Below are 24,211 nucleotides of genomic sequence, written 5' to 3' on the forward strand. Positions count from 1 at the left end.
TTCTCTTTCTCTATATTTAGTTATTTTGAGAAGTCAACTCATTTTTTGTTTTTGAGGTGTTTACTTTTCTTAAGTTGATGGATGTGGGGGAGCACCACATGGTCATCAACTTAAGGTTTTAATATACCAGAAATTAGGAAGATTTTATTCTGTTAGCTTGATAGTGATAGGGTACAGCCAACATTTCGGGAGCTTTGTATGTTAGACGAATTTCAACCTAAAAAAGTCGAATTCTTGTACGTGAAGTGCAGTGATATTTCATTCATATAATCCGTATTATCTGAAGTTAATAAAGTCTGTTACACTCTCTTCTTTAGGAACGTTTCCATAATATCCTTCTTGAACCATTCATAATCAAACTGAAAAGCTACATTATGCGTTTTATAGCCTGGATTAGTAACAAAACGAAAGTCTGCAATGCTTTGACCAAATCCTTCCCCTTGATCAGGAATCACTTTAATAGGTACCCTTGAAAGACTAACAGCCTCTTGATTCAGCAAATACCACACCGTTACAAAATCATGCATAGGACTTCCACTTATACCAGGAGTAGACTTGGAGTAGAAATTATAATAATAATCTAACATAGGTTTGATGATGAGTCCTGCAAGATCCTGTGTATTCCGATGAAATGCATCGATTTGCTGGACCATCTCAGGTGTAACAATCGCATGTTGAGTCACATTTAAAGGAATAATCGTCAAGTTCTTTGCATGCTGCAGAATTAAGTTTGCTGCATAAGGGTCTGCGTAAAAATTAGCTTCAGCCACAGCAGTTACGTTACCTGGATAGAAAAAAGCTCCCCCCATGCAAATGCATTCTCTTACATTTCGCATTGTTTCTAAATTCAATACAAAAGTCGTAGCTAGCGAAGAAAGTCTTCCTAAATTGATAATTGTAAGATCTTCTAAATTTGATTCTATAATTTGATAAATATCATTTAAAGGATAAACTGGATATGAAATTTCAGGTGGAATAATAGGTCCTAATCCAACTTTTCCATGTACCTCAGGGAAATACTGAATTAATATACCTGTCAACGGTACAGAAGCACCAAGGAATACAGGTATTTCTTCTCTTCCCGCAATATACTTTAAATAGTTAATATTTTTTATTACATTTTCTCTTGATACATTTCCATAATCGGCCACAATTCCTAAAAGTTGTATATCTTTACGAAAAAAGGTGTACAGTATAGCAAACGCATCATCAATCCCTAAATCTGTAAACAGGAGAACCCTTTTTTGCATATCTCTTCCTCCAAAATTTATAGAATTCTACTTTCACCAATGATGTAGTGATTAGACTACGCTTGTATATATATTTTTTATGTATTCTTAAAGAGTGGATTTTATTCACTTGAAATAGCTTTTCTCATCTAAATTTGATTTTATGTTCAAGCGTAAGTTTCTGTTCTTAAGTCGATAAGCATATGTTGCTATCCTCGAACAAAAAAGCAATGATTAGATTTTAAATCTAGTCATTGCTTTATCCATTGCATCTTGGTTTACTCCTATATATCTTAATGTTACTCGTTCACTTGAATGATTGAATATCTCCATCAGCAAAGCTATGTTCTTTGTCTGCATGTACATATGATATCCAAATGTCTTACGTAATGTATGTGTCCCAATCTCTTCTAAACCAAACTTTGCTGCTATAGTACTAAGTATTTTATATGCCATGCTTCTTCCGATTGGTCGATTCTTTCCTTGTCTGCTCTTAATTAGATACTCATGATCTTCCATATCTTCAATGTACCATTTTAACTCTCTTCTTAATGCTGCAGTAATCTGAATACGTTTCTGCTTACCTGTCTTCATTTCACGCATTGAGATATGGCTTCCCTTTAAATCTCCAACCTTCAATTTTAAAATGTCACTAATACGTAGACCTGTATTAATCCCCATTACAAACAAGATATAATTACGTTCGCTCTTTACTTTTAAATACTCTTTAATCTGTTGTATTTGCTCTGGATCACGTATTGGTTGAACAAAATTCACTATTCATTACCTCCAGTTTCTTCTGTCTCGTAAACTTCTAATCCAAGCGCAAAAGCAAGTTTATAAAACGCTTTAGACTTCCAACGTCGGTAAGTACGCTCTGACATTCCTATTTCGTTATAAACCATGTAATCACATACGTCCTCTTCTTCTAAATAACGTTTACAAATAATATCCCTTTGAATACTTCCAGCACGACCGTTTCCTAATCGATTTAGAAACTGATCAATACGTAATGACATTTTTTCAAGCCACTCTTCTCGTTTGCTTTGTTGAATATTCGCTATAGCTACAGCTTCTAGTGGTTTTCCAACTGCATGCGTAGGACCGTGCTCACGCATTTCATAAGAAGGAGTGACTTTCATTTCTTTGCGTATCATTCCAAATTGCCTATGTATACGTACGCTTTCCAGCAAGCCTTCTAATTCCTCTTGTGTTGCCGTTCTATCGATTTTTGGTAAGAAAGATAATTGTTTAGTCATGTAAGACCACTCCTTTTTATTTCTAAATTATTTTTGTCTTAAAGCTCCACGTTTCCGCTCATAACAATGTCTATGCATCCCCATCAAATCCTCAATTTCACGAGTGCTAAATTTCTCTTTTCCTTTTTTCTTATTTTTCTTTTTCAATTGGTTCGATTGCTTTTTCCATTCACGTAATTGATCTCTTAGCACCTTCATTTCCCCATCTCCCTTTTCAAAATAAAAAGGACACCTATCCCTAAAACAGCTTTCATTGCCGTTTTAATGAATTGGTGTCCTCTAGTTTTCTAGCCGGACTATATTCTGTTTGCTTTCACTTTAAAAGAATTATTGTTTTAACTGTTCTATTAAATTACTCTATTCATCGTTCCCTTCCAATTCCTCACTCTCTTCACGTATTTGTCCAATTAATGAAATTACAGAACCAACTGCTTGAACCCAACTTCCTATAATATCTATTAGCTTTCCTTCTTCATTTTCATTAGTTTCGTTGTTTACCTGAGTGTTTGTATCTTTCTCCACATCATTTACATTACCTTCTTTATTAGACTGGTCCTCATTTCTGATACTTTTTAATTCGTCAATACCCCCTATTGCCTGTAATGAATTCCCAATCGATTGTAATAAGTTTCCTATAATATTTAAGTGTTCATCTTTATCGGATGTATCCTCAAATTCATCTGCTAATGCTGTAAGTCCACCCAAAGCCTGTGTCCAATTCCCGGCAATCACTAATTTAATTTGTGTTTCTTCTTTAAAATCGATAATCAATCCAGATATTACAGTGACATTACCAATTGATTAGATTTCATTACCGATTTTTTCAAGAGACACTTCTCCTTGACCATCAGCCTCTAAAGCATTTCCAACAGCCTGTAATACGCTTCCATAAACATTTAAATCCTTTCTTACATTACTGCTTATAAAATCAAAAGGCGTACTTCCAATAGCGGAAGTAATTGTTCCTATTGCTGCAACCCATGCACCAAATATCTCTTTAAATTGTTTTTCCATTTAAAACATATCCCAGCATTAAGTAATTAATATAATCCTATTCAATTCCCCATCTCACTGTTAATAATTTTAAATTTCTCTTTACTTTCTCATTTTATAATAACGTCTTATAAAAGTATTTTTTAGGAATTATGCAAATTTGTTAAACGTACTTCTATATTGATTTTATACATATTTCTGAATCAACTTTATAAACCAACTACTTTAAATTTATTAAAGTACTTAAGAATCATTATCCGCTCCACACAATGTTAAATTTTCAAAAAGCTCATATTGATCAGCGAAACAATCTAAACATTTTGGACAGATATACATTTGTATCACCACTTTCTTTTAAAATAAATCTTTCATTAAGTTCTATTCCCATACAACTCTTCCAATTCTGTTTATACACTAACTGTAACTTTAAGTTACATACCACTTATATTAAAAGGATTATTTTGTTCAGTTTTGATCATTAATGCTCTTAATCGTGATTCCTAAGATTTCAAGTGCATCCTCTATTCCTACGTAATGACCTATATGCCAAGATGTATCAACGTCCTCATTATCTTTTGATGTCTGAGCTATACCTTTGCTCCATTGATAACGATTTAATAACTTATCTTCTTGAATCTCATACCCAAACTCAATAGCGGATGCTAGTTTAACAAGATTCCCTTCACCTTTTAACCATTCATAAGTCGAATTATTATTAATGTCACACATTTCAAGCATCATGTATGCTGCGCCTTCTCTCCCATACTTCTCCGCTTTTTTTGATAATTCTTCAGCAACCGCTCTAGGAATCATAATTTTCTTATCCATTTCCCTCTACCTCCTGAATAAAACTCAATATTCCGTCAATACTGTAGACACATGGTTATCTTTCTCCTTGTTCCCCCTTGGAGTACCGAGCAGTTAGCTTTTGCTAGCTGCTCTTTTATTTCGTTCTTGCTCTCGCTTCTTAAAGAATTCTTTAACTGCGCTTCCCCAATAAGTACACATTATCCATTCCTCCTTGAATAAATCCCTAAACCTTGTCCATACTATAAATGCACTTGAGTTCTGAACTTCCTTCTTAATGCTTTTCTAGAGAGCAGTTAGCTTTTGCTAGCTGCTCTTTTGTATTGAGTTGAAAATAAGTTTTAGGTTTTAGGTCTTATTTCTTTTCTGCGCCATATAATTTTAACCTAAACATCCAGCTCAAAGTGTTACCTCCTATCTTAAAGAGCACTTATGCATGGTGCTCTTTTTTATTTTATTTTCTTTCATTTCTGAATAACATTTTTAACCCTGTTCATACTATTTTTGTAACTTTAAGTTACAAACTATTTCTGTAAGCGTAGCGTTTCTTTTGTACAACAAGCAGTTAGTTTTATTAACTAGCTGCTTTGTTGCGCTAAAGAAAGATTTTTTAAACTGCACTTTTATTAAGAACATGCATAAAATATCATGTGGTATTCTTTTTTAATATTAGTTTTGGTCATGGAGCGCCTTAAAAGCGCTCTTCATATTTGTAAATAAAAATTTTTCTCAAACATACTCACCGCTTATAGTAGTTAAGAATATATTTACATAGACGAGACATAGCTTTTTATTGCACATGCGCAATTTTTGTGCATGTTTTTTCTTTAATAATATAACTATTTTGTTTTATTCCTTGCACACCTCATCGAAATAACCTACTTTAAGTAGTGGGTTATTTTATTTTTGGTCATAAAAAACTTTTACTTAACTTTCATTCATTTTTTTTGCTTATTTTGAATACATTACTATTAAGCCAAGAAATACACAGGTTTCCCTGGAGTGGTTTCCTTGTATTCCTTGAACTCCTTGTACACAGAACCTGTTATTACTAACAGGTTCTTTAATTTTTGTCATTATACAATAACTATTTTATTATGTTTCCTAACTTACAGTAATGTCCTTGAAAAACATTCATATATATTTATCGAATGCACTTTGAAATCCCTAGAGTATCAAATACTTTTAAGAATTGACTGAGCAATACTATTCGGCTAAATTTTACAAACTTATTCAAAATAACATAGATACACAAAAAAGCTACGTTTTATATGAGATAAAAAATTATCTTACACAAAGGAGTTTGATTATTTGTGAATTACCAAAATGATAATAACTCTAAAATTCACAAGCCTTGCACTTGTCCATCCCCCACGTCTAACAGTTTAAATGTTGTTCAAACTACCCCAACAATAGTTTCTGTAAATTCTGCAATTCCACTAGATACCGTGGTAAATTCTAATGGTACGGCAATCTCATTCACACCACCAACAACTGTTTTACTTGAAGGTGGAAGAACCTATTTGGCAATCTATGAAGTGCAAGTTATTATTCAACCAGGAGGTAATTCTGCAGGTATCACTATGTATCTTAATAATAATCCAATCATTGGCTCAGGTACTTCTCTAGGATATACTGCAGGATTCACTTCTGTATCAGCACCCGCAATTTTCACTACACCTTCAGGTATAACAAGTACTCTTACTGTTAATGTAGGACCATATTCTAATACATTAAATACGTTGGGCTTAACTCTTGCTGTTGTAGCATTAACATAATAAAATCTAATACTCTCTAAAATGATTTTCTTTGTCCTTTAACTGTGGTTTTTGAGCTAGCCTCTAGGAACTCAACATAAATACATATAGAAAAAGAACATTATTTGGATCGATAGTACCGGGTGACTCGGCTGGCACACTTGCTGAGTCACCTATTTTCCTATAATAAAATAACACTTTTATGAAAATTCCATTGTCTAATTCCTCACTTGTCCATTTCGCTTTTCTCTATCCCTGCATTTACTATTAGTAATACTAACTATCCAGAGATGAAAATATAATGGACGAGTTTTTATCTTCTGCTGCAATAAATCCTAATTTAGTTGGACCTACTTTACCACCTGTTCCACCATTCACAATACCGACTGGACCGACTGGGCCGACTGGGCCGACTGGGCCGACTGGATCACTATCAGTAGCTTACGGAACTTTTTGGCAAACGGAAATCATTACAGTCCCTTTCGAATCCCCTTTTTCTTTCGATCAGGCTGACCCTATGGTAGGGGGAATTTCTCTGTTAAATCCAACCACAATTAATATCACACAAGCTGGGGATTATCGAATTTCTTTCATTTCCTCGATTAACTTGACTGTAGCCCTTTCATTCCCTTATTCGCCTACCATTTCTATACTATTAAATAACAGTCTAATTCCCAATTTCAAAGCTACTTTTGGTCTTTCGATACTAGATTCAGAGGATGTAGATTGCACTCAACTCATTGGGGACACTATTTTATCAGTCCCGGCCAACTCAACACTTCAACTTATAAATAATAGCTTTGTAGGCGAAAAAGACATTCGTACATGCGATAATGGAATAAATGCTTTAGAATTAAACATTATCAAATTAAACTAGTATCAGTACTCCTTTAAAACTAGGTGCTATTATGGCATCTAGTTTTCAGTTTCCAATGAAATTTTTATACAAAGAATACACCAAATATCAAAAATAAATTCATAAAATATTTTATTTTCTTTTCTTTTTAGAATGGATAGTCTTTACAGAGCACTTCCCGAAGTGCTCTTACATTTACATATCAAATAATGTTTTTAATTAATTACAAGAGCAGATTTTCTTATTGTGTACAAGCAATCTATTCTTTTTTTAATAAAATATATAGATATCTCAAAGAAAGGAGAGCGACATAAGTATGGCTGATTATTTTTAAAAGATGGTAAAAAGTATTATAAAAAACAATTGTACACTCACCATCAAAAAGATAACTGTTTTATCGAAACCCATACAATAACTGGTTCGAATACAGCTTTAAATTTCAACGTACCAGCTAACACTACAAGAACTGCTTTTGAAGATTCCACCAATAACCACAATAAAACATTACTTGATCTTCGCATTCCCGGTACTTCCCAACCAATTGAAGTAACTATCCGAACAAGAAGTTCTCGTCTACCGATTAATGTAACAATAGTTGCAGGTGAAACCAGGGTATTCCAAGTAGAGGATTTCCATAGCCTCACTCTCACAAATAATACTAATATCAATAGCAATATTGGTATATTCATTCAAAAAACATTTTGTATCTGCTGCAATGATAGGCATGATTTTCATAAAAAGTATTATAAAGAACAATCATATTCTTACTTTCAAAAAGATAACTGTTTTATCGAAACTCATACCGTAGCTGGTCCAGATACCACTCCAACTGAAAATGTCCCTATAACCATCATCGTACCCCCTGACACTTCAAGAAGAGTTTTTGAAGATTTAACTAATAATCACAATAAAACATTACTTCAAATATCTGTACCCGAAGATGTCTTCCCCATCGAAGTAACTATTCAAACAAGAAAATCTCCCACACCAATTATGGCGACTCTTGCAACAAATGAAACAAGAGTATTTCAAGTAGAAGATTTTCAAAGCCTTACTCTCACAAATAATACCGAATTCCTTAATTTCATTGAAGTATTGATTAAAAAGACATTTTGTATCTGCTGCAATGATAGGCATGATTCGTGCGATGAATATTACCGTGATTACGAATGTGAATGTTAGATTGACTCCCCAAAAGAATCCTTATAAAGGGTTCTTTTTCTTTTACCTTAGTATCATCTGATCATTCACATTTGTTCAACATTTCATCTCTTAACAAAATTCAAATTTAATTAATATTCTACAAAATAATACTTTCAATAAAAAATCATTCATATTTCACTTTACGAATAATCTTTTTTATATCGTACATACTATCTGCAAGCCGATTTCCCACGGCTGTACTCTTTCCAAACGGAGCTCTCTCCTCCGTACCACTTGAGAACAGGCGGGTAACTTAATTAGTTGCCTGCCGTTTTTACGTATAATCGTAAAACTTCTTGTCCATACTTTTTAGAGAAAACATCTTACGCCATTTGGAGCGACCTCCAGCACATGATATTTGTACGGCCGTTCCTATAAAAGGAGCGGTCTTATTTTATCTTTTCTTGCCCCTTTTCTATTCAAATAACGCTTTTTTAAAATCCCATTGCCTAATTCCTCGTTTGTCCATTTCACTTTACTCTATCTTCACATTTACTATTAGTAATACGAATTTTTCAGAGTTGAAAATATAATGGACGATTTTTTATTTTCTTCTTCAATAAATCCTAATTTAGTTGGACCTACTTTACCACCTGTCCCACCATTCACACTACTACTGGACCAACTGGGCCGACTGGCATAGTTAATGTATTTTTTACAGGTGACAATGAACCTGTACCTCCTTTTACCATTCCTACTTTAAATATTCCCCTAATAACTGTATTACCTGGACAAATAGTCATACTTGATATTTTTGCTACAGGAGATTTCTTTCCTTTTGAAATTGGATCCGAGTTTGGCGCAGGTATTGAAATTAGATTATTGAGAGATAGGGATCCGATAACAACTGGAAATGAAAATATTTTTAATATAATTACAACAAGCCTATTCGCTCAAATAACCTTAAATCCATCTGTCATGTGGGTAGATACTCCACCTCCAGGAACCTATCAGTATAGCCTATTCATCACCACAAGTAGACTTAATACAGATGACACTAGAGATACTCTAGGACCTCGTGCTATTAGAGCAATAATTGTTAACACACTTTAATGCTTAAGCAAAATTGTATTAACCTAAAATCCCTTTTGATACTTACAGGGACTTTTATAATTTAATAAAATTCAAATTTGATTAAATTAACTGTGTTTTTCGTTCTTCCATACGAATTACTTTTCCACTTTGATATACAAATGATTGTTCACCAAATCCACCTTGGGGTGGTTCTATTAGTTGGACCTGACCATTTTTAACAACATATATTCCGTTTATTTTCAAATCTATTTCAGCTTTCATTTCTACAAGATTTTCTTTAATACTTCCCACTAAGACCATTCCCGTATGTTATGATTATTTTGTCGCAGCAAGTCGGGAGCAATCTCGACTTTTTTATTTTGTTATAGATATTCCACAACATTATCGGGAATAAATGATTGTTCTAATGATAAATAAAGTCGTATTGAAATCGGTTCTTTATTATCTCTCGCAGACTTGCAAAGCTCCTCCGCTTCTTCCCAATCGAACTGCTTATCTTCCATTCGCTTAAATCTCCAAATTCCAATTGTATATTCCTCAAATAATTCATACTGATCATTTGGCGCTGTTGTTGGTTTTAATTCATCAGTAGCTCTTACTTGCTTTGGCACTTGAACAACTATATCCGTAAAACGAACTTTAGAATTCAATCGATGAATGTGTGCTTTCTCAGTATCGAATGCTACTACAGGCTCAACATCAAATATCGTTAACTGTTTTGGCATTACAATCCTCCTAAGCCTCTTTTTTATATTTAGATAACACTTGTTCTAAACGTTTCCGTTCAGCTTCTAATTCGATTTCACTATTCTCTACTGACTGAGAATGTGTTTCCGTATCTTGAGTATGTAACCAATCAGGAACAATTTCTTTCCGAGCATTATTTCTTCCACCACGTGACTGATACTTCTTACGGAATTGAGCTTGTGCAGCTTCAACATCATTAATGCTTTTATACCCTTTAGCATGCCAATCTCTTAAAATACCTTGTACATAAGACATATTAGGTGCATTCTTTTCTAAAGCTATTTTCATTGCTTTAATAACAAGCTGTGCATTCAAATCTTCAATCCATGCATTAATACCCTCAGCCACAAATGGTTTAAGAACTCCAAAATTTTGCTCATAAAATGCTATTGGATTTTCTTCTGCAACTTTTTTATCACTTGAGCAGCTTGCTGCTTCTTTTTTTGTTTTTGTTTCTTCTTTTTCTTTTGTTTCTGTTTTTGTTTCTTCTTTTTCCTTCATAGGGTCTTCGAAGCCCCTTATAAGCCACTCAAAACGAGCTTGGAAGTATTCCTTAATACGAGGTATTTTAAAATCTTGCTGCTGTTCTAAATCTAAACATGTCTCATAAAAATCAATTAAAAAATCTTCACACTTAATATTCTGGATTTCTTTTAACACACACTTTTCAATATTCAAATTTGTAATAGCATTAAATTTAAGCCAATTAAGCAACATAATTTCTTTCGTCTTTTTGTTGTAATAAATTTTCCCATAATCAGCAAACCGCTCTAGCAGCTTCTCAACCGTTTCACGGTTATACCCTGTATCCATTTCTATCACTCGTAATGGAAGCTCATAGATACCACTCTGAGAAGTTTTGCTATTAGTCATTAAGTATAAGTAGAAGTATTTCTCCTCCGGTGTAAGATCTAAAACGAAAGCATCTTGCCAATATGAAACTTGAACAGGTCTATAAACTGCCATATTATTCATCCTCCATTGTTTTACTTGATTTGCTTTGATATACTTAATCCAATTCAATTTTTAGAAAGACTCTCTATAAGAGTCTAAAATCTATCACTCTGCCAAGTGATAGATTTTTTATTTTCTTCGACTAACTACTGATGCATTGATCCCCTGCCCTTGAAGGCTTTTCACAACTACACGATAACTCTTAGATACATCGTGATCCTCTTTTTCATTACGAAGGCTCTTGAATTCTTTTGCGCATCTATTTAATTCCTTCTCCCAATGATTCGCTTCATCTAATGAACCAGCATTGAACATGTTATGAATACATGTCACCATGCAATTATGTAATTCATTTGCAAAAGCAAAATCACCTGGTAGAACTAAATCAAACAGACTATTACATTCTGATTTCATGACTTACTCCTTATTTCTAGTAATTGATACTGTACGCATCGTTATGAACAGAAAGAAAAAGCAGAATCTATTAAAAGATAGGGGTACTCAGCCTTTCTGATCATAACGACAAGCACAATTGCTTATCGCATTAAATTGAAGTATGCTATAATTCATATGTTAATTTTCTTGGCTATCGCGGGCTATGCGGTAGTCTTTTCTTTTTTATTTTTGTTTTTCAAAACGAACGCTGCTTCTATAATTCGAATTCTTATCTCCATTAATTTCTTCTCTTGTTTTAGGTCCCTAGCTTTCATATAGTCTCCACAAACTGCTGCAATTCGAATATCACCATATAAATTTGCTTCCTTACGAATTAGCGTTTTATATTGATTTAAAGTTGGGCTTGCATAATCAATTGTCATGACTTAAACCTCCTCAATAAAATAATTAAATTAATCTTTTATATACTTCCTAGCTCGTAATGATACTTTCCAGTACATAAAGATCTCTTTCATTGAAAAACCATATTGATCACATAGGACCGCTACGAGGCTCATCATTGAACCTGTAGCATCCAGAACTTCATACATTACCTTTTTCAAATCCTCTTTCTCTCTTTCGGACCAAGTTTGTGAAGGCTTAGACCAACATACTGTATCAAGTTGTTCCAACGCTTCATTGGTCTCTTGTTGGACCATGTACCTCATACTTGCAGGATGTAGATCTATAAGCTCTCCATTAAAAAATGGGATACTAACATAACCAGTAGCTTCACTCCACATTTTGAAAAACAGTTGTGGATCATCAATTCCTTCAGTAATACATTTTCGTAAATCTTCTGGTAACCGTCGTTGTTCAGTTTCATATTTTGCTAGTGACTCACGACTCACGGGGATTTCTAAGGAGAGTTGCTCTTGGGTGATTCCCTTTCGTTTGCGTGCCATAGCAACTTCTTTTCCTATGGACATCGTTTACTTCCCCCATTCGTACCTAAAGCAATATTTATTTGTGACAACTTACTATGGTAATTTATTATTAGACGGATTCTTTAAATGGATTGTAATACTCTGTATTGTTTTCTACCCATTCAGTGTGATTCTCCATCCACTTAAAAAGAAGGTGTGTAGGAATAAGAACCCCGGCTTCACGACATACTGGAAAATCAGAACGGTTTAATAACTCAGATGCTTTGGTTCGTTTAATATGTAACAGGTCCATTAATTCTGTAATAGTTAAAAATGGCGGTAATTCTTTCATTGGCTGAAGATGTTCTGTTGCTCTTTGTACTTCTTCTCGGATGATTTGACGAAATGATTCGATATCGAAGTTAATCATATATACCACCTCTTCATGTAATTATTTGTTCCTTTAAGGAACATTGCTTCCCAAAAAAATATGTCCAATCAAAATTCAAACTTCCCCCTATTTTTTTAGCTATTTCTACAGAAGGTGTTTTTGTTCCATTTTCAATATGAGTATAATAACTTCTAGATATTTTGCATTTATTTGCAATATCTTCATGCGTATAACCTTTTACACATCTAAATTCTTTTAACCAATCTCTCAATATTATGACCTCCTTGTTTCTTAAAAGAACATCTTAACAAGATTATAAGTTACTTTAAGGAACAAATCAATAAAAATGTTACCTTTAGGAACAATTATTCAAGTTACTATTAGTAACACAAAAATTCGTTTATAATTAAAAGTAAGATTTAAATATAATGGTGGTGACTACTTTGAATACTTTTGGTGAAAAATTGAAGTGTTTACGAGAAGAGAAAAAGAAAGAAAACGCTAAATGGACACAAACACATGTAGCTAATCAACTAGGTGTTGCTCGTACTACATATACTGCATATGAAAATGACACTAAACAACCACCTATGGAGACTGTATTGAAGATAGCCAATCTTTTTTCAGTTTCTACTGATTTTTTATTAGGCAGAGTATCTAATTGTAAGCAAACTAAATCATCTGACATAGATGCCATAATAAATGATCCAGAACTAGGTCTCTGGTTTAAAAATATTAAAGAGGCTTCCCCTGAGAAACGCGAGGAATTAAAACGTTTTTGGGAGTTTTTGATGCAAGGAGAGAAAAATCAAAAATAAATATGAACGATGGGACATATAGCAAAGAAAAACATAACATTTTTACACTCTCCAGTTCTTATATAAACTGGAGAGTGTTTTGGGACTACCATTCTAAAATAGAATCAAAAATCAAATCTCAAATAAATTACACAAGTGGGAATCACCAAAGTCACCACTTCGTTTCATACTAAAAAAGAAGATGTACTAGCTAAGAAGGAAGTTAAAGCTCAAACAGCAGATTATTATTTTAAATGGGAATCAATTATTAAACAAGCAAAGTTCAAGAGAGATGCTTTCTTTGAGATTTATATAAAATAACCGTTAGAATCTGTAAAACAGTTCTAACGGTTATTTATTTGCAGTTACTTTAAAATGATTCCTATGCTATTGTTTCAAACTGCTCAATATAGCTTCTAATAGAGTTAATTAATAAAATTACATTCTCATTATCTACATTCTCTGATTTTGTAGGACCATACCCTAAAGATTCATTTCTTTTATGAATAATGTCATAGATTTTAAAACTTGCATCAACTAATCTCTTAATATCACTATCTATTAATACGTTTCTCTTGTCTAAATGCTCTAGAAACTCAATATGATGGCGATTGGTTAAACCACCCAAACGAACATTATATTCTTTACTTAGTACACTTTGAATAGATAAATATAACTCTCTTTCAAATAAACTTACTTTTTGTAAATCAAAAACTACAGTATTATCTGTTTTCAATTCTCCTAAGAACTTCTTCATTTCTGGTAATTTCTCTATCATTTTGTCCTCCTATTTCTAAAGCTTCTTTACAAATAGTAAATAAAGCCTCTATTTCATTCAAAATTTCTAAAAGCTTTACTTCTGTTGGAAAATCTAATTGGAATCCTACTGCTCTAGTATAATTTAACCTCCACTTTGATAAATAAATATAATTATCTCGACTAAGTGGTGTGGACCCTATTCTGCCTACTAAATTATCAAATACAGAAATCCGACCAAATGTAGGATTGGATAATTTAAAACATGTAAGAAGGCATATATTTCTACAAATAAAGAATAATTGTGAAAGATCGTATTCATTCAATCCGTTTTTTTGCAAACTCGATTTTGCACTTATAAAGAGATTTTCATATATTAGATAGTTCTTTTTAAAATTAGTAAAAGGTTCTAGGCCATTATATAAATTCAGATCGGATTTTGTGTAAAGGATTCTTCCTTCAAGTTTTAAATGCCATAAAAACATAGAACCTTCTAATAGTAACTGCCTATATGTACTTATCGTATAAAGAGAAATACCTATATTATTAAATGGTAATTTAGTTTTTATTAAATTAATAATCTCTGTTATTCGAACTTGCGGAACATCATCAACCAACAAAAATATATCTACATCTGAAAAATCATCTTCATCTTCTCTTGCTTTTGAACCAAAAAGAACAATACTTAATAGGCCCTTAATTTCCTCAAAATCATCCCTTTTATTCACTTAGCTATCCTCCTATATACGCCCGAAACTAAAAATCCAATAAAAATTAATCCTAATACATTTTCAACTGCAAACAATAGTATACTTGCCGTTCCAAGTGGTGTGTAATGACCATATCCAACAGTTGTAAAATTAGTATAGCTAGCATATAGAGATTCCCAAAAATTCAATTTGGTATGGATATTTCCACTTGCTGTTACAGCTAAATAATCCTTATCAGTAAAATAATAGATTAACATACCAAACATAAGAATCGTTAATATTGCTGTTCTAAACAATCGAGACAATTTCAATCCATATCCCCAAATGAAATCATTCATCTGCAGCATAATATAATTGAATAATGCACCAGCTCTCGAGACTAGATCTTCTCTGTTTCTATGATAACTTGTCCTACACATTACTCTTTCTAACAGTAATTCTTTTTCTGTATCATATATCTTTACTAATATTGCATCACTAGACTTGTTATCGCCTAAATCTAATTGGTTCTTTCTTAATTCTTTTAACAATGCTACCTTTAAATTTGGTTCTGTTGGTAAACACCCTAGAATTTCTTTAAGGTTCAACTTACAATTTCTAAATTTTACGTATCTTAAGTTACATGAATTAAAATTAGCATTTTCTAGATCACAATCTTCAAAGGTGGATCCAGTAAAGTCTACATTTACAAATTTCGCTTTACGTAAATAACACCTTTCCAGACGAGTCTGTGTAATTGCACATGTAGAAAACTCAGCATGTTTCATACCTAAATTCACCAGTTTACTTCTCATTAGTTTTATATTACTTAATCTTAAATTATCCTCTTCATCATCAGTTATTTCAATTCGATTTGAATGAGCATTAGATTGTACATTCTGTAAATCAATTAATCGACTTACCATTTTAATTCAACTCCTACTATAATTTACATCTCGAAATAAAAAGGCCCTACTTATTGCACCATTCTTTGATAAGGTTATATAATAAAGTATTTTAATAGTTAAATAAAAAGGATGAGCATACATACTTTATTACGATTTTCTTATACTTAACTTTTTTTCTTTATGTTTAATTATTTCCCTAACAACTTATTTTAGAGTTCTTTTATATTTAGGGGAATTTTCCAATATTTGATACTTATGGATGTACATAATTTTCATACCATATTGTTCTTCTAGTGTTCTCCTTAAATTCTCTGCTTTTACTGGAAATCTTTCAGCAACAATACAAACAACCTTATTTTTATTTGTATCTTCCAACACAGATACATTTTTTACTACTTTCCCTATTTCTTTATCTGCAATCATCCCTAATTTTACCTGAATATATAATTTTTCCTCTTCATTTTCAGCTAATATATCAATTTTAAAGTTTTGATCATAGTTAGGAGGTGCTTCTTCAGCTTGATAGTTCATACTTTTAAAAAAATCTATAGCTGCTCCCTCAGCTAATTGTCCTTTTGCTACCTGATATGTATTCAAAAACTTAGACAAATCCTTTTGTTTAGCTGCCATACCATCCGGATGAGGTGTATTGATTACCGAACCTTCAAAATTTCCAATGAATATATTAATTACAAAAAAATCTTCAGGATTACTTATAATTGTATTTATAATCTCTTCAATTAATTCTTCCTTGACAGTAATCGAAATATCTTTTGTAATAATTAAATTACATATTTCATCAGAATTATCTTTCATAAATTGTATGTGAATTTCACCTATATTTTCATTCATATAATAAATATCATATTGCTCACTAGATGCCGTTCTAATGCCTCTTCTAAATCTAAAATTATAACTATCCATTAAACACACCCTCTTATCTATAATCATTACATTATATAATACTACTATCCACTAGTTTACCACTGATTAAATAAACTTATCTATTCTGTTATTCCATAGACAATCTGAAAGTCTTATATATAAATCCGGCGACCTATCTCTATGGAATTTATATGTTTGTTTGTGCTTTATTCTTCACTTTTAATTTATTATATTATATATAATAAATTATTTATTAAGCAGAAAGGATATTATAATGAATTTTTTACAAAGACTCAAAACAAATTTTAAAGACGGATCAGCTGCCGATAAGTTAAGCATTATTAGTAGTATTGTTACCATTTTCGGAGCCTTTAGTATACCATCTCTTATCTACCTACAATACGCCCCTAATTTTTTCTTTGCTGGTTTTTTAATTTGTATGTTCTTTATGGTTTCTCTAACTATAATCTATTTTGGAATTGTATTAGTGCAAATTTGTTGGGGATGTTTTGAATCCACAATCCCTAAAATAATAATTTCTTTAGGGATTGTAGGTATTGGCTTATTCCTATTTTCCATTGTATTAAGCTTTTTACCCGCTGCTTATCGAGATGTATTTTCAAAGATTACACAACTTTAACACAGTGAACATAAAGAAAAGGTTGGCCATCTGCCTCCTCTCTTTATGTTAATTTAGATTATTAATTGCACAATTAGAATAATAAAGGATATGCCTTATATATATTTCACTGTAATTTCCAATGTATAGAAAGTTAATACCGTATATATTTTAGAAGGGCTTCCTACTCAATCTAACTTTTTAAAATCTTATAAGCAATAAATATAATATAAGTAACTGTCTATCATATTTTCATACTTTTTTACCCTCTCCTTTTCCTATCCTTCCAAGTTTATCATTTTTGTTATATTATAAGAACGTACGTTCTTATAATACGAATGGAGTGAAACTATGTTTCAATCGCAACCCTACTACACAACACAACTTGAAGACTATATCCAGCACTTGTACCAATCCTTATCTATTTTTGTTCCCGAGCAAATTGATATGATGGAGATTGCGAAAAAGCTAAACATTTTGCTGTACTTTGCTCCGTTTGGAAGTCATGCAATGCAACGAAATCAAATCTCTAACTTAGTTATTGATAATCGTATCTCTCAGCAAGAACAATGGGAGGATTTTGGCCATGAGACCTGTCACATTCTCTTTCATTCTGGTAATCAATTATTAATGCATCAAATGTTTCTAGATTATCAAGAAGCAAAGGCTAAAAACTTCGCACAACAGTTTTGTGTACCTACTTTTATGTTACGAAAGATTCCTCCCCTACAGTTAAAAGCATATATAATCTCAGAAAAATTCAATGTAACAACACAGTTTGCTGAAAAAAGGCTTTTACATTATGAAAATCAATTATTAGCAAGTAAATTACAGAACCAAATATCACAATACTGTAATTTTCAAAAATAACGATTCAGGAGGTATTGAATATGAAAGGAAGTTTCCGTAAACGTGGAAATACGTGGTCTTTTACAATAGATATCGGTATAGATCCGGCCACAGGAAAACGTCAGCAAAAAAGTAAGAGTGGATTTAGAACAAAAAAAGAAGCCCAAAATGCTGCTGCAACGATGATTACAGAGATAGAGAAAGGAATATATTTTGATGACAAACAATTAACTGTTTTAGATGTATGGGAAAAGTTAAAGCCTCTTCGTAAAGCTGAATTAAAAATTACATCTTATGAAAAAGACATGAGCTTAGTTAAGCTCTATATCCTTCCCCCATTTAGTTATAAAAAAATTAAAAGTATTAAGTCCGTAATGATTCAAAGCTACTATGCTGAACTTAAAGAAAAAGGCCTGTCAAATGGTACAATCAGCAATATCCATCGCTGCTTCAGATGCATATTCAAACATGCAGTAGAATGGGAGATCGTACATGATAATATAATGAATAAAGTAAAAAAACCACGTGAAGAGCAAGGTGAGATGAAAACATGGTCTAGCGAAGAATGTAATCGATTCCTCCATTATTTAAAAGAAAAAAATACCAAGTACCATATGTTCTTCTTACTCGCAATCTATACAGGTATGAGACGCGGAGAATTACTTGCACTAACATGGAAAGATATTGACTTTGATAATAAACGTATCCTGGTAAATAAATCGCTTGTAAAAACAGAAAAAGGACTTTTTAAAGCTGCTACAAAAACTAAGTCTTCAAATAGAAGCATTAGTATCTCTTCTTTTGTTATAGGGAAGTTACAATCCTACTACTCCTATAAAAAGAAAGAATTTTTCCGCTGGGGTATACACTTGAATGAAGAGGCCTATATTTTCACTGGCAATACGATACATTCGCCCTTACATATAGATGCTCCCCATCGCTTTTTGAATGATCACTATAAAAAAGCTGGTGTTCCCCGAATTCGTATACATGACTTACGACATACTCACGCTACACTCATGCTTCAGGCTGGAGAACACCCTAAAATCGTACAAGATCGCTTAAGACACTCATCTATTCAAATGACGTTAGACAAGTATAGCCACATCACACAGAACATGCAGCAACAAGCCGCAGAAAACTTCGAGAGCATAATAAAATCTAATGAAAACGTCTGATAAAAAATGAAATGATTTAATGTGAGCAAAATGTGAGCATCAAGGAAAATCAACACTTATAAACCTTGATATAATAAGGTTTTTTATACTATATCGTTGAATCTTGGGAGAAGAATGAACAGTTTTAGGGTTGTTTATTTTTTATTAAATAAAACTATAAAAGCGTCACAAATGCCTGTTATACAAGCATTTGCGACGCTTTTTATTTGTTATATGTTTTAAAACAGTAGTTTCATATTAATTGAGTGGAAAATATGAGCAAATAATCGCCTTTTAATTTAACTGTATTTGATAAATTTTCATTTTATAAACCATTCATTATTTCTCTGTTTATTTTTTCCTATTATCTTATAATTTAAATTAGGAAAGGGAGGAAAATATATATGTCTAAAAATGAAACTGTACTATTAAATCAAATTGAGATAGTAATTGAAATTTTAAAAAATATACAAAAAGAAGATCCCTTCTATAAAGATTTATTAAAACGATTAAACCGTTTAGCCACTTATCAGCAAAGTAAATCTCGTGGAATTAAAGGTGCAGTGAGAGCCTATACTGAAACTGGTCTCGTAAAAAGATTTGACGATTCTCTACTTATTGAATTAGATAAATTAGAGACTATGCTAAATGAAAATAAATAATATTAAACCGACTTCGAAAAATGACTCAGATATGTAGAAGAACAAACTGATAGAATCTTAAAGGAAACTTGCATGTATCCCCTTTTTAGAAAAACAAGTAAAACTTTAGTCAGTGGGGTTTTATTCACCCACGACGCGAGTAAAGGTGTGAAAAATTTTGAGTAATATGAATAACAGCCGAATTGAAATTCTAAAAATGAAAGCAAAAAGAAATGGTAGTAGAAAAGAACTGATAGACGAACTTTCTAATATTGTTACAGTTTCTATGGACTCATTTATGGATCCAGAATCTAATGATTTATTTTGTAAAGACTTATTTAATACGCTAGCACAAACTTCAAACATAAAAAATTTTGGTAGCACTAATTATGAAGAAAACAGAAGACTATCAATAGCATTGTTAAAAGAAATAGCTAAAACTATTAAATTTCCAGTTAATGAAGGGAGACTCTTTTTCTCTAAGGGTGGTAAATTTGAAGCAGTTAAACTGAACATTACTGAAGTATTTGAGAATTTAGAAGCGTTATCAACCATATCAAGATTTCTAACTGGATATGCAGATTTTGTATTAGTTGGGGACGATTTAGAATTCGGGATTGTTATTGAGCGCACTGAATACCACTACGAATTCAGTATGTGGGGCGTATCCACAATATGAAATACGAAAATACAAAAGACCACTTCAAAAATGAGAGTGGCCTTTTTATTACTTTATCTATCAACCTTTTCAAATTACTCATATCAAAACTTTCTTTTAAGATCTTCTCTTCCTAGGACCTATAATTAATTTAATCGCCGTTCTTTCTTGATCATTAATAGTAACTTCTTGAAATGCTGGAACAAAGGCCAAATCAATACCACTTGGAGCAACAAATCCTCTTGCGATTGCAATTGCTTTAATCGCTTGATTTAAAGAACCAGCCCCAATCGCTTGAATTTCCACATTACCACTTGTTCTTAGTACACCTGCTATTGCACCTGCAACTGAATTTGGTTTTGATTTTGAAGATACCTTTAATATATTTTCCATGTAAGTTGCTCCCTCTATTATTTAATTACTCTTTCGTTACCGTACTAAATATTTCAACGTATCTTTTACTACTATTCACACCAAAAGCAAACAATACTATATATGTACATTCATTCGATACTTTTTGTCTTCTTCCTGCCCTGCTACGTAAATAAAGTCCAAGGACTATAAACTCTAATATACAAAATTTTAAATATATGAATTCACTTAAACGATTACATCATTGAAACTGAGGATACTGGTTTTACTCTTGCAAGTGGAATTATTATAAGTATTCAGCCTTTATTTCAATCTTTCAAGAAATTCCTATGATATTTTTACCAAATCATTAACCTTTTCTTCTTCAAAAATTGTTACAGTAACTATTCTATTACTATATTTCTTCATTTGAGTACTTTATATAAGGCAAGCATAAACTATTATAAGTATAAATTTCATTAATAATAGGAGGTAATATATTGGGTTCATACTATCATTCTTCAAACTCAAATAAACAATGTTCATGCAACTCCTCTTCTAGTTCATATAAAAAATTTTCATGCGACCATTCACATAAAAAGAACTGTCCAGCATACGGCACTTTTTGGCAAACTGAGTTTATAAATGTTCCTTTTGGAGATCCTTTTCCATTTAATCACGTTGGCCCTATAGCAGGAGGCGTTTCCTTACTAAACCCTACCACTATACAATTTAGTCAAGCTAGTGATTATAGAGTTTCATTCATTTCAACTATTAACACGACCTCAAATCCTGTATTTCCACATATTCCAGTCATGACTATATTTTCAAATAACAATCCACTTGCAAATAGTCAAGGTGACTTTGCTTTTCAAGTGAATACGTCATCAAACAACGAATGCCTTCAACTAGTAGGCGAAACGATTGTTACAGTACCAGCTAATTCAACTCTTCAACTAAAAAATAATAGTGGTTTTAATCGTCAAAGTATTGTAACTTGTGATAATGGTATTAATTCAGTTGAATTAACAGTTATAAAACTAAGTTAATATTCATCTTCACATTCAGATGCTATTTCAGCATTTTTTTTATTGAATAATGTTCTTTTGATTTCTATCGTTTCCCTCATAAAACATACTTTTCTGTTAATCTAATAAACATGAAAAAAGTACCAAACTCTTCTACTACAAAAGTTCGGTACTTTTTTCTCATTCTTTCTTACTTCTCTACATAAACCGACTTAACAATTGTACGATTATATGGTTGTCCTTCTTTATTCATCCCTTTTATATCCATCGTAACGTTATATACTCCTGGTTGCTTTATGTTCTTCAAAGCACCAGTAAATGTATTGTTATTCACATTTTGTAATTCATTAAATTCAGAGACTAGTTTTCCTTCTTTATTAACTACTCTTACTGTTATGGAAAGATCCCCTTTCATTTCAGGTGCCACAGGTGATTTTTTCAGTTTATACTCAGATTTATTCGCTTTAACTTTAGTAGGCATTTGAAGTACAAATGGTGCGTCGCTCTTGTAATCGCTTACAACTAAGTATGCATCTTTCGACTGCTTCGCCATCATTTTAACTTTCCATTCTCCTACATCCATTTTATCAAATTTAAATGTTCTAATTGTCGCGCCACCAAAGAAAGATTCATCTTCACCAGTAGTTATAACGCTATCCTTATTTGTATACATTTTTCCTTTTGGAGATATCATTTGTACTTCTACATCCGAAGAAGCAGTTAATATAGAAACGATTCCTTCTGCCTTTTTATCAACCGTAACAGTTTGCTCTATCCACTGATTTTGTGGCAATTCCCCACCTAAAATGTTTTGATTGGAAGTTGTATTTAATTGTTCTATATTTTCATTTGTACTAGTGCTGGATGCTACTAAAGCTGGAACCGGTACATTTGCTGTACGTAAATATGGTTCAATTCGTGAGAAAACAGCTGATCCCTTCCGTATATTATCATGATCAAATCTGGAATCTGTAAATAAATGAGTTCCATACGGCAGCTTAGCACTCCACTCATTTACTAGTCCATCATTTGAACCGTATGATGACAAATATAATCCGCCCATTGATAACGCCGAAAATACAGGGCCCCAGCTAGTCCCAGTAACTGTATAATAACGGTTTAATTTAGCTGTTGGATTATTATCAATCGTTGAACGAAATTTTGCCATTTCACCCATTTGTAATGAATACGTACCATCATCTTTTTGACCTAATATAGAAGCAAGCCACCCTGCCCACCAACTGTATGATAAATCCGCTAAATTTGATCCATGATGTGGCGTCGCAAGCGTAATCACATTTCCGACAAATCGATTTGCACCATATCCTACTAATGCAGCTTGTGTATCGATACCGCCTTTACTATGTGCTACAATATTAATTTTTTTACCGAAATGGTTATATATTTCTTCTAATTTTTGTGCTAACAATTTTCCGTTATCCCACTGACTAGCTGATCCTTTCCCAGCAGCATCATATAATTGTATAAATACTGTTTGATAGCCTGCTTTCAAAGCATAGTCATACATATCATTCATATCGTGATACACTGTCTTTCCATACCAACTATCAGCATTCCCATTCCTTCCTTGCACAAAGAGAATTGGAGGTTTATTCTCATCATAATTAGCAGGTTTTTGACCTAAAAACCATTCTCCAGGTGTAAAGACTTCTTGATCTGGAAATCCTGTTTTAAGCTCTTTTACAACTTCTGCTCGCACATTTGTGCTAATCATTGGAACCATGATAAAAAATACAATTAGTAAGGCAACACATCTTCTCATCAATCGCATGTTACTCCCCCCACTTTTTTTGAAAGAAGGTGCTCTTTGTAATATTTTTTATCTTCTCTCTTAATACTAGATAATCTCTTTACTTAAACAAGATCTTGTCCCTATTCTCAAGAGATTACTAGTACCCCTTCTTCCTTTACACACGTTATTCTCTTTGATTCTATCTCTTCCTTTTGAGAGAACGCTACAAAAAAGTTTCTCAACAATTGTTAACTTTACTGAATCTAAATCTCCCTAAATTATTATTGTTTATATAAAGCATACAAATCTTGAAAAAACTTTAGTAAAAAAACACTTTATTACCAGCTAGTTATAAAAAAACTTAATGAAGATATGTACTTTTATTTAATTAAATACAAACTAAACGAATAGAAGCTTATATTGTAAGACTTCCCTATTATTAAGTATTAAACTGAAATTTCCGAATAGAAAATAATATTTTCAGAAACATATATTGTGATAATTTTTGTAGACTTGAATTAAATTTTTAGAAGTACTAACCTAGCGGTGAGCAGAAGAAAATTCTGTAAAAAGAAAGGAGAATGCTTT

At 32.3% G+C, this 24,211-nt stretch carries 29 protein-coding genes and 2 pseudogenes; 11 read left to right on the forward strand and 20 right to left on the reverse strand.

Annotated elements, in window-relative coordinates:
- Nucleotides 1–299 precede the first annotated feature (299 nt).
- The 6 genes and pseudogenes from ACYVEC_RS17920 to ACYVEC_RS17945 form a co-directional block, all read right to left on the reverse strand.
- A complete protein-coding gene (locus ACYVEC_RS17920) occupies nt 300–1,250 on the reverse strand; it encodes a nucleoside hydrolase (protein WP_098555960.1) in 951 nt (316 codons plus the stop codon).
- 213 nt (nt 1,251–1,463) lie between these two features.
- Nucleotides 1,464–2,006, reverse strand: coding sequence for a site-specific integrase (locus tag ACYVEC_RS17925; protein ID WP_063222838.1), 543 nt, complete (start codon nt 2,004–2,006; stop codon nt 1,464–1,466).
- Nucleotides 2,006–2,488: an ArpU family phage packaging/lysis transcriptional regulator gene (locus ACYVEC_RS17930; RefSeq protein ID WP_098555958.1), complete on the reverse strand. Its 483-nt coding sequence runs from the start codon at nt 2,486–2,488 to the stop codon at nt 2,006–2,008. The genes ACYVEC_RS17925 and ACYVEC_RS17930 overlap by 1 nt, the downstream gene beginning before the upstream one ends.
- Nucleotides 2,489–2,515: 27 nt before the next feature.
- The gene (locus ACYVEC_RS17935) at nt 2,516–2,686 is read right to left on the reverse strand and encodes a hypothetical protein (protein ID WP_080468479.1); all 171 of its coding nucleotides are present in this window, start codon (nt 2,684–2,686) and stop codon (nt 2,516–2,518) included.
- A gap of 159 nt (nt 2,687–2,845) precedes the next feature.
- Nucleotides 2,846–3,502 (reverse strand): annotated as a pseudogene (locus ACYVEC_RS17940) (DUF6944 family repetitive protein).
- Between the two features lie 444 nt (nt 3,503–3,946).
- Nucleotides 3,947–4,309 (reverse strand): hypothetical protein, encoded by a 363-nt coding sequence (locus ACYVEC_RS17945; protein ID WP_063222836.1) that lies wholly within the window; start codon nt 4,307–4,309, stop codon nt 3,947–3,949.
- A 1,292-nt stretch (nt 4,310–5,601) separates the two neighbouring features.
- On the opposite strand from ACYVEC_RS17945, the gene ACYVEC_RS17950 reads away from it, so the two are divergent.
- The 4 genes and pseudogenes from ACYVEC_RS17950 to ACYVEC_RS17965 form a co-directional block, all read left to right on the forward strand.
- A complete protein-coding gene (locus ACYVEC_RS17950) occupies nt 5,602–6,066 on the forward strand; it encodes a hypothetical protein (protein ID WP_063222835.1) in 465 nt (154 codons plus the stop codon).
- Nucleotides 6,067–6,346: 280 nt separating this feature from the next.
- Complete coding sequence (locus ACYVEC_RS17955; protein ID WP_460507569.1) at nt 6,347–6,922, forward strand: exosporium leader peptide-containing protein; 576 nt, start codon at nt 6,347–6,349, stop codon at nt 6,920–6,922.
- Between the two features lie 342 nt (nt 6,923–7,264).
- A complete protein-coding gene (locus ACYVEC_RS17960) occupies nt 7,265–8,083 on the forward strand; it encodes an exosporium protein D (protein ID WP_275718854.1) in 819 nt (272 codons plus the stop codon).
- Between the two features lie 553 nt (nt 8,084–8,636).
- A pseudogene (locus ACYVEC_RS17965) lies at nt 8,637–8,803 on the forward strand (exosporium leader peptide-containing protein); the annotation flags it as partial.
- Between the two features lie 435 nt (nt 8,804–9,238).
- Here the strand turns inward: ACYVEC_RS17965 and ACYVEC_RS17970 are convergent.
- From ACYVEC_RS17970 to ACYVEC_RS18005, 8 genes are all read right to left on the reverse strand, one after another.
- Nucleotides 9,239–9,430: a DUF3954 domain-containing protein gene (locus tag ACYVEC_RS17970; protein ID WP_199677655.1), complete on the reverse strand. Its 192-nt coding sequence runs from the start codon at nt 9,428–9,430 to the stop codon at nt 9,239–9,241.
- A 71-nt stretch (nt 9,431–9,501) separates the two neighbouring features.
- The gene (locus ACYVEC_RS17975; RefSeq protein WP_063222830.1) at nt 9,502–9,864 is read right to left on the reverse strand and encodes a hypothetical protein; all 363 of its coding nucleotides are present in this window, start codon (nt 9,862–9,864) and stop codon (nt 9,502–9,504) included.
- A 10-nt stretch (nt 9,865–9,874) separates the two neighbouring features.
- Nucleotides 9,875–10,852, reverse strand: a complete 978-nt coding sequence (locus ACYVEC_RS17980) for a DnaD domain-containing protein (RefSeq protein ID WP_063222829.1) — start codon at nt 10,850–10,852, stop codon at nt 9,875–9,877.
- Between the two features lie 117 nt (nt 10,853–10,969).
- The gene (locus ACYVEC_RS17985; protein ID WP_460507573.1) at nt 10,970–11,254 is read right to left on the reverse strand and encodes a hypothetical protein; all 285 of its coding nucleotides are present in this window, start codon (nt 11,252–11,254) and stop codon (nt 10,970–10,972) included.
- Nucleotides 11,255–11,436: 182 nt separating this feature from the next.
- The gene (locus tag ACYVEC_RS17990; protein WP_000151153.1) at nt 11,437–11,658 is read right to left on the reverse strand and encodes a hypothetical protein; all 222 of its coding nucleotides are present in this window, start codon (nt 11,656–11,658) and stop codon (nt 11,437–11,439) included.
- A 30-nt stretch (nt 11,659–11,688) separates the two neighbouring features.
- Nucleotides 11,689–12,204: a helix-turn-helix domain-containing protein gene (locus tag ACYVEC_RS17995; RefSeq protein WP_460507576.1), complete on the reverse strand. Its 516-nt coding sequence runs from the start codon at nt 12,202–12,204 to the stop codon at nt 11,689–11,691.
- A 67-nt stretch (nt 12,205–12,271) separates the two neighbouring features.
- Complete coding sequence (locus ACYVEC_RS18000) at nt 12,272–12,571, reverse strand: DNA-binding protein (protein WP_044797202.1); 300 nt, start codon at nt 12,569–12,571, stop codon at nt 12,272–12,274.
- Between the two features lie 13 nt (nt 12,572–12,584).
- A complete protein-coding gene (locus ACYVEC_RS18005; RefSeq protein ID WP_215564256.1) occupies nt 12,585–12,803 on the reverse strand; it encodes a helix-turn-helix transcriptional regulator in 219 nt (72 codons plus the stop codon).
- Nucleotides 12,804–12,975: 172 nt separating this feature from the next.
- Here ACYVEC_RS18005 and ACYVEC_RS18010 point away from each other — a divergent pair, with 172 nt between their 5' ends.
- Nucleotides 12,976–13,350: a helix-turn-helix domain-containing protein gene (locus tag ACYVEC_RS18010; protein ID WP_440041998.1), complete on the forward strand. Its 375-nt coding sequence runs from the start codon at nt 12,976–12,978 to the stop codon at nt 13,348–13,350.
- 361 nt (nt 13,351–13,711) lie between these two features.
- Here the strand turns inward: ACYVEC_RS18010 and ACYVEC_RS18015 are convergent, their stop codons facing one another.
- The 4 genes from ACYVEC_RS18015 to ACYVEC_RS18030 form a co-directional block, all read right to left on the reverse strand.
- A complete protein-coding gene (locus ACYVEC_RS18015; RefSeq protein ID WP_460507582.1) occupies nt 13,712–14,107 on the reverse strand; it encodes a hypothetical protein in 396 nt (131 codons plus the stop codon).
- Nucleotides 14,052–14,813, reverse strand: a complete 762-nt coding sequence (locus tag ACYVEC_RS18020) for a nucleotidyltransferase domain-containing protein (protein ID WP_460507585.1) — start codon at nt 14,811–14,813, stop codon at nt 14,052–14,054. The genes ACYVEC_RS18015 and ACYVEC_RS18020 overlap by 56 nt, the downstream gene beginning before the upstream one ends.
- Nucleotides 14,810–15,700, reverse strand: coding sequence for a pentapeptide repeat-containing protein (locus ACYVEC_RS18025; protein ID WP_440042004.1), 891 nt, complete (start codon nt 15,698–15,700; stop codon nt 14,810–14,812). The genes ACYVEC_RS18020 and ACYVEC_RS18025 overlap by 4 nt, the downstream gene beginning before the upstream one ends.
- A gap of 186 nt (nt 15,701–15,886) precedes the next feature.
- Complete coding sequence (locus tag ACYVEC_RS18030; RefSeq protein ID WP_460507589.1) at nt 15,887–16,606, reverse strand: hypothetical protein; 720 nt, start codon at nt 16,604–16,606, stop codon at nt 15,887–15,889.
- A 235-nt stretch (nt 16,607–16,841) separates the two neighbouring features.
- Between ACYVEC_RS18030 and ACYVEC_RS18035 the strand changes: the two genes are divergently transcribed.
- The 5 genes from ACYVEC_RS18035 (at nt 16,842) to ACYVEC_RS18055 (ending at nt 20,512) form a co-directional block, all read left to right on the forward strand.
- Complete coding sequence (locus tag ACYVEC_RS18035; protein WP_460507592.1) at nt 16,842–17,207, forward strand: hypothetical protein; 366 nt, start codon at nt 16,842–16,844, stop codon at nt 17,205–17,207.
- A gap of 330 nt (nt 17,208–17,537) precedes the next feature.
- Nucleotides 17,538–18,056 (forward strand): ImmA/IrrE family metallo-endopeptidase, encoded by a 519-nt coding sequence (locus tag ACYVEC_RS18040; RefSeq protein WP_460507595.1) that lies wholly within the window; start codon nt 17,538–17,540, stop codon nt 18,054–18,056.
- A gap of 20 nt (nt 18,057–18,076) precedes the next feature.
- Complete coding sequence (locus tag ACYVEC_RS18045; protein WP_460507598.1) at nt 18,077–19,213, forward strand: site-specific integrase; 1,137 nt, start codon at nt 18,077–18,079, stop codon at nt 19,211–19,213.
- A 383-nt stretch (nt 19,214–19,596) separates the two neighbouring features.
- On the forward strand, nt 19,597–19,854 hold the full coding sequence (locus ACYVEC_RS18050) for a hypothetical protein (RefSeq protein ID WP_063222818.1): 258 nt from the start codon (nt 19,597–19,599) through the stop codon (nt 19,852–19,854).
- A gap of 157 nt (nt 19,855–20,011) precedes the next feature.
- On the forward strand, nt 20,012–20,512 hold the full coding sequence (locus tag ACYVEC_RS18055) for a YxiF family protein (protein ID WP_063222817.1): 501 nt from the start codon (nt 20,012–20,014) through the stop codon (nt 20,510–20,512).
- A gap of 96 nt (nt 20,513–20,608) precedes the next feature.
- On the opposite strand, the gene spoVS is transcribed toward ACYVEC_RS18055, so the two are convergent.
- Nucleotides 20,609–20,884: a stage V sporulation protein SpoVS gene (gene spoVS, locus ACYVEC_RS18060; protein WP_016088106.1), complete on the reverse strand. Its 276-nt coding sequence runs from the start codon at nt 20,882–20,884 to the stop codon at nt 20,609–20,611.
- 458 nt (nt 20,885–21,342) lie between these two features.
- Between spoVS and ACYVEC_RS18065 the strand changes: the two genes are divergently transcribed.
- Nucleotides 21,343–21,891, forward strand: a complete 549-nt coding sequence (locus ACYVEC_RS18065; protein WP_063222816.1) for a hypothetical protein — start codon at nt 21,343–21,345, stop codon at nt 21,889–21,891.
- A gap of 169 nt (nt 21,892–22,060) precedes the next feature.
- On the opposite strand, the gene ACYVEC_RS18070 is transcribed toward ACYVEC_RS18065, so the two are convergent.
- Nucleotides 22,061–23,662, reverse strand: a complete 1,602-nt coding sequence (locus tag ACYVEC_RS18070; protein WP_063222815.1) for a lipase family alpha/beta hydrolase — start codon at nt 23,660–23,662, stop codon at nt 22,061–22,063.
- Nucleotides 23,663–24,211: the final 549 nt, after the last annotated feature.

It is taken from the genome of Bacillus sp. MN7755, from assembly GCF_054771475.1.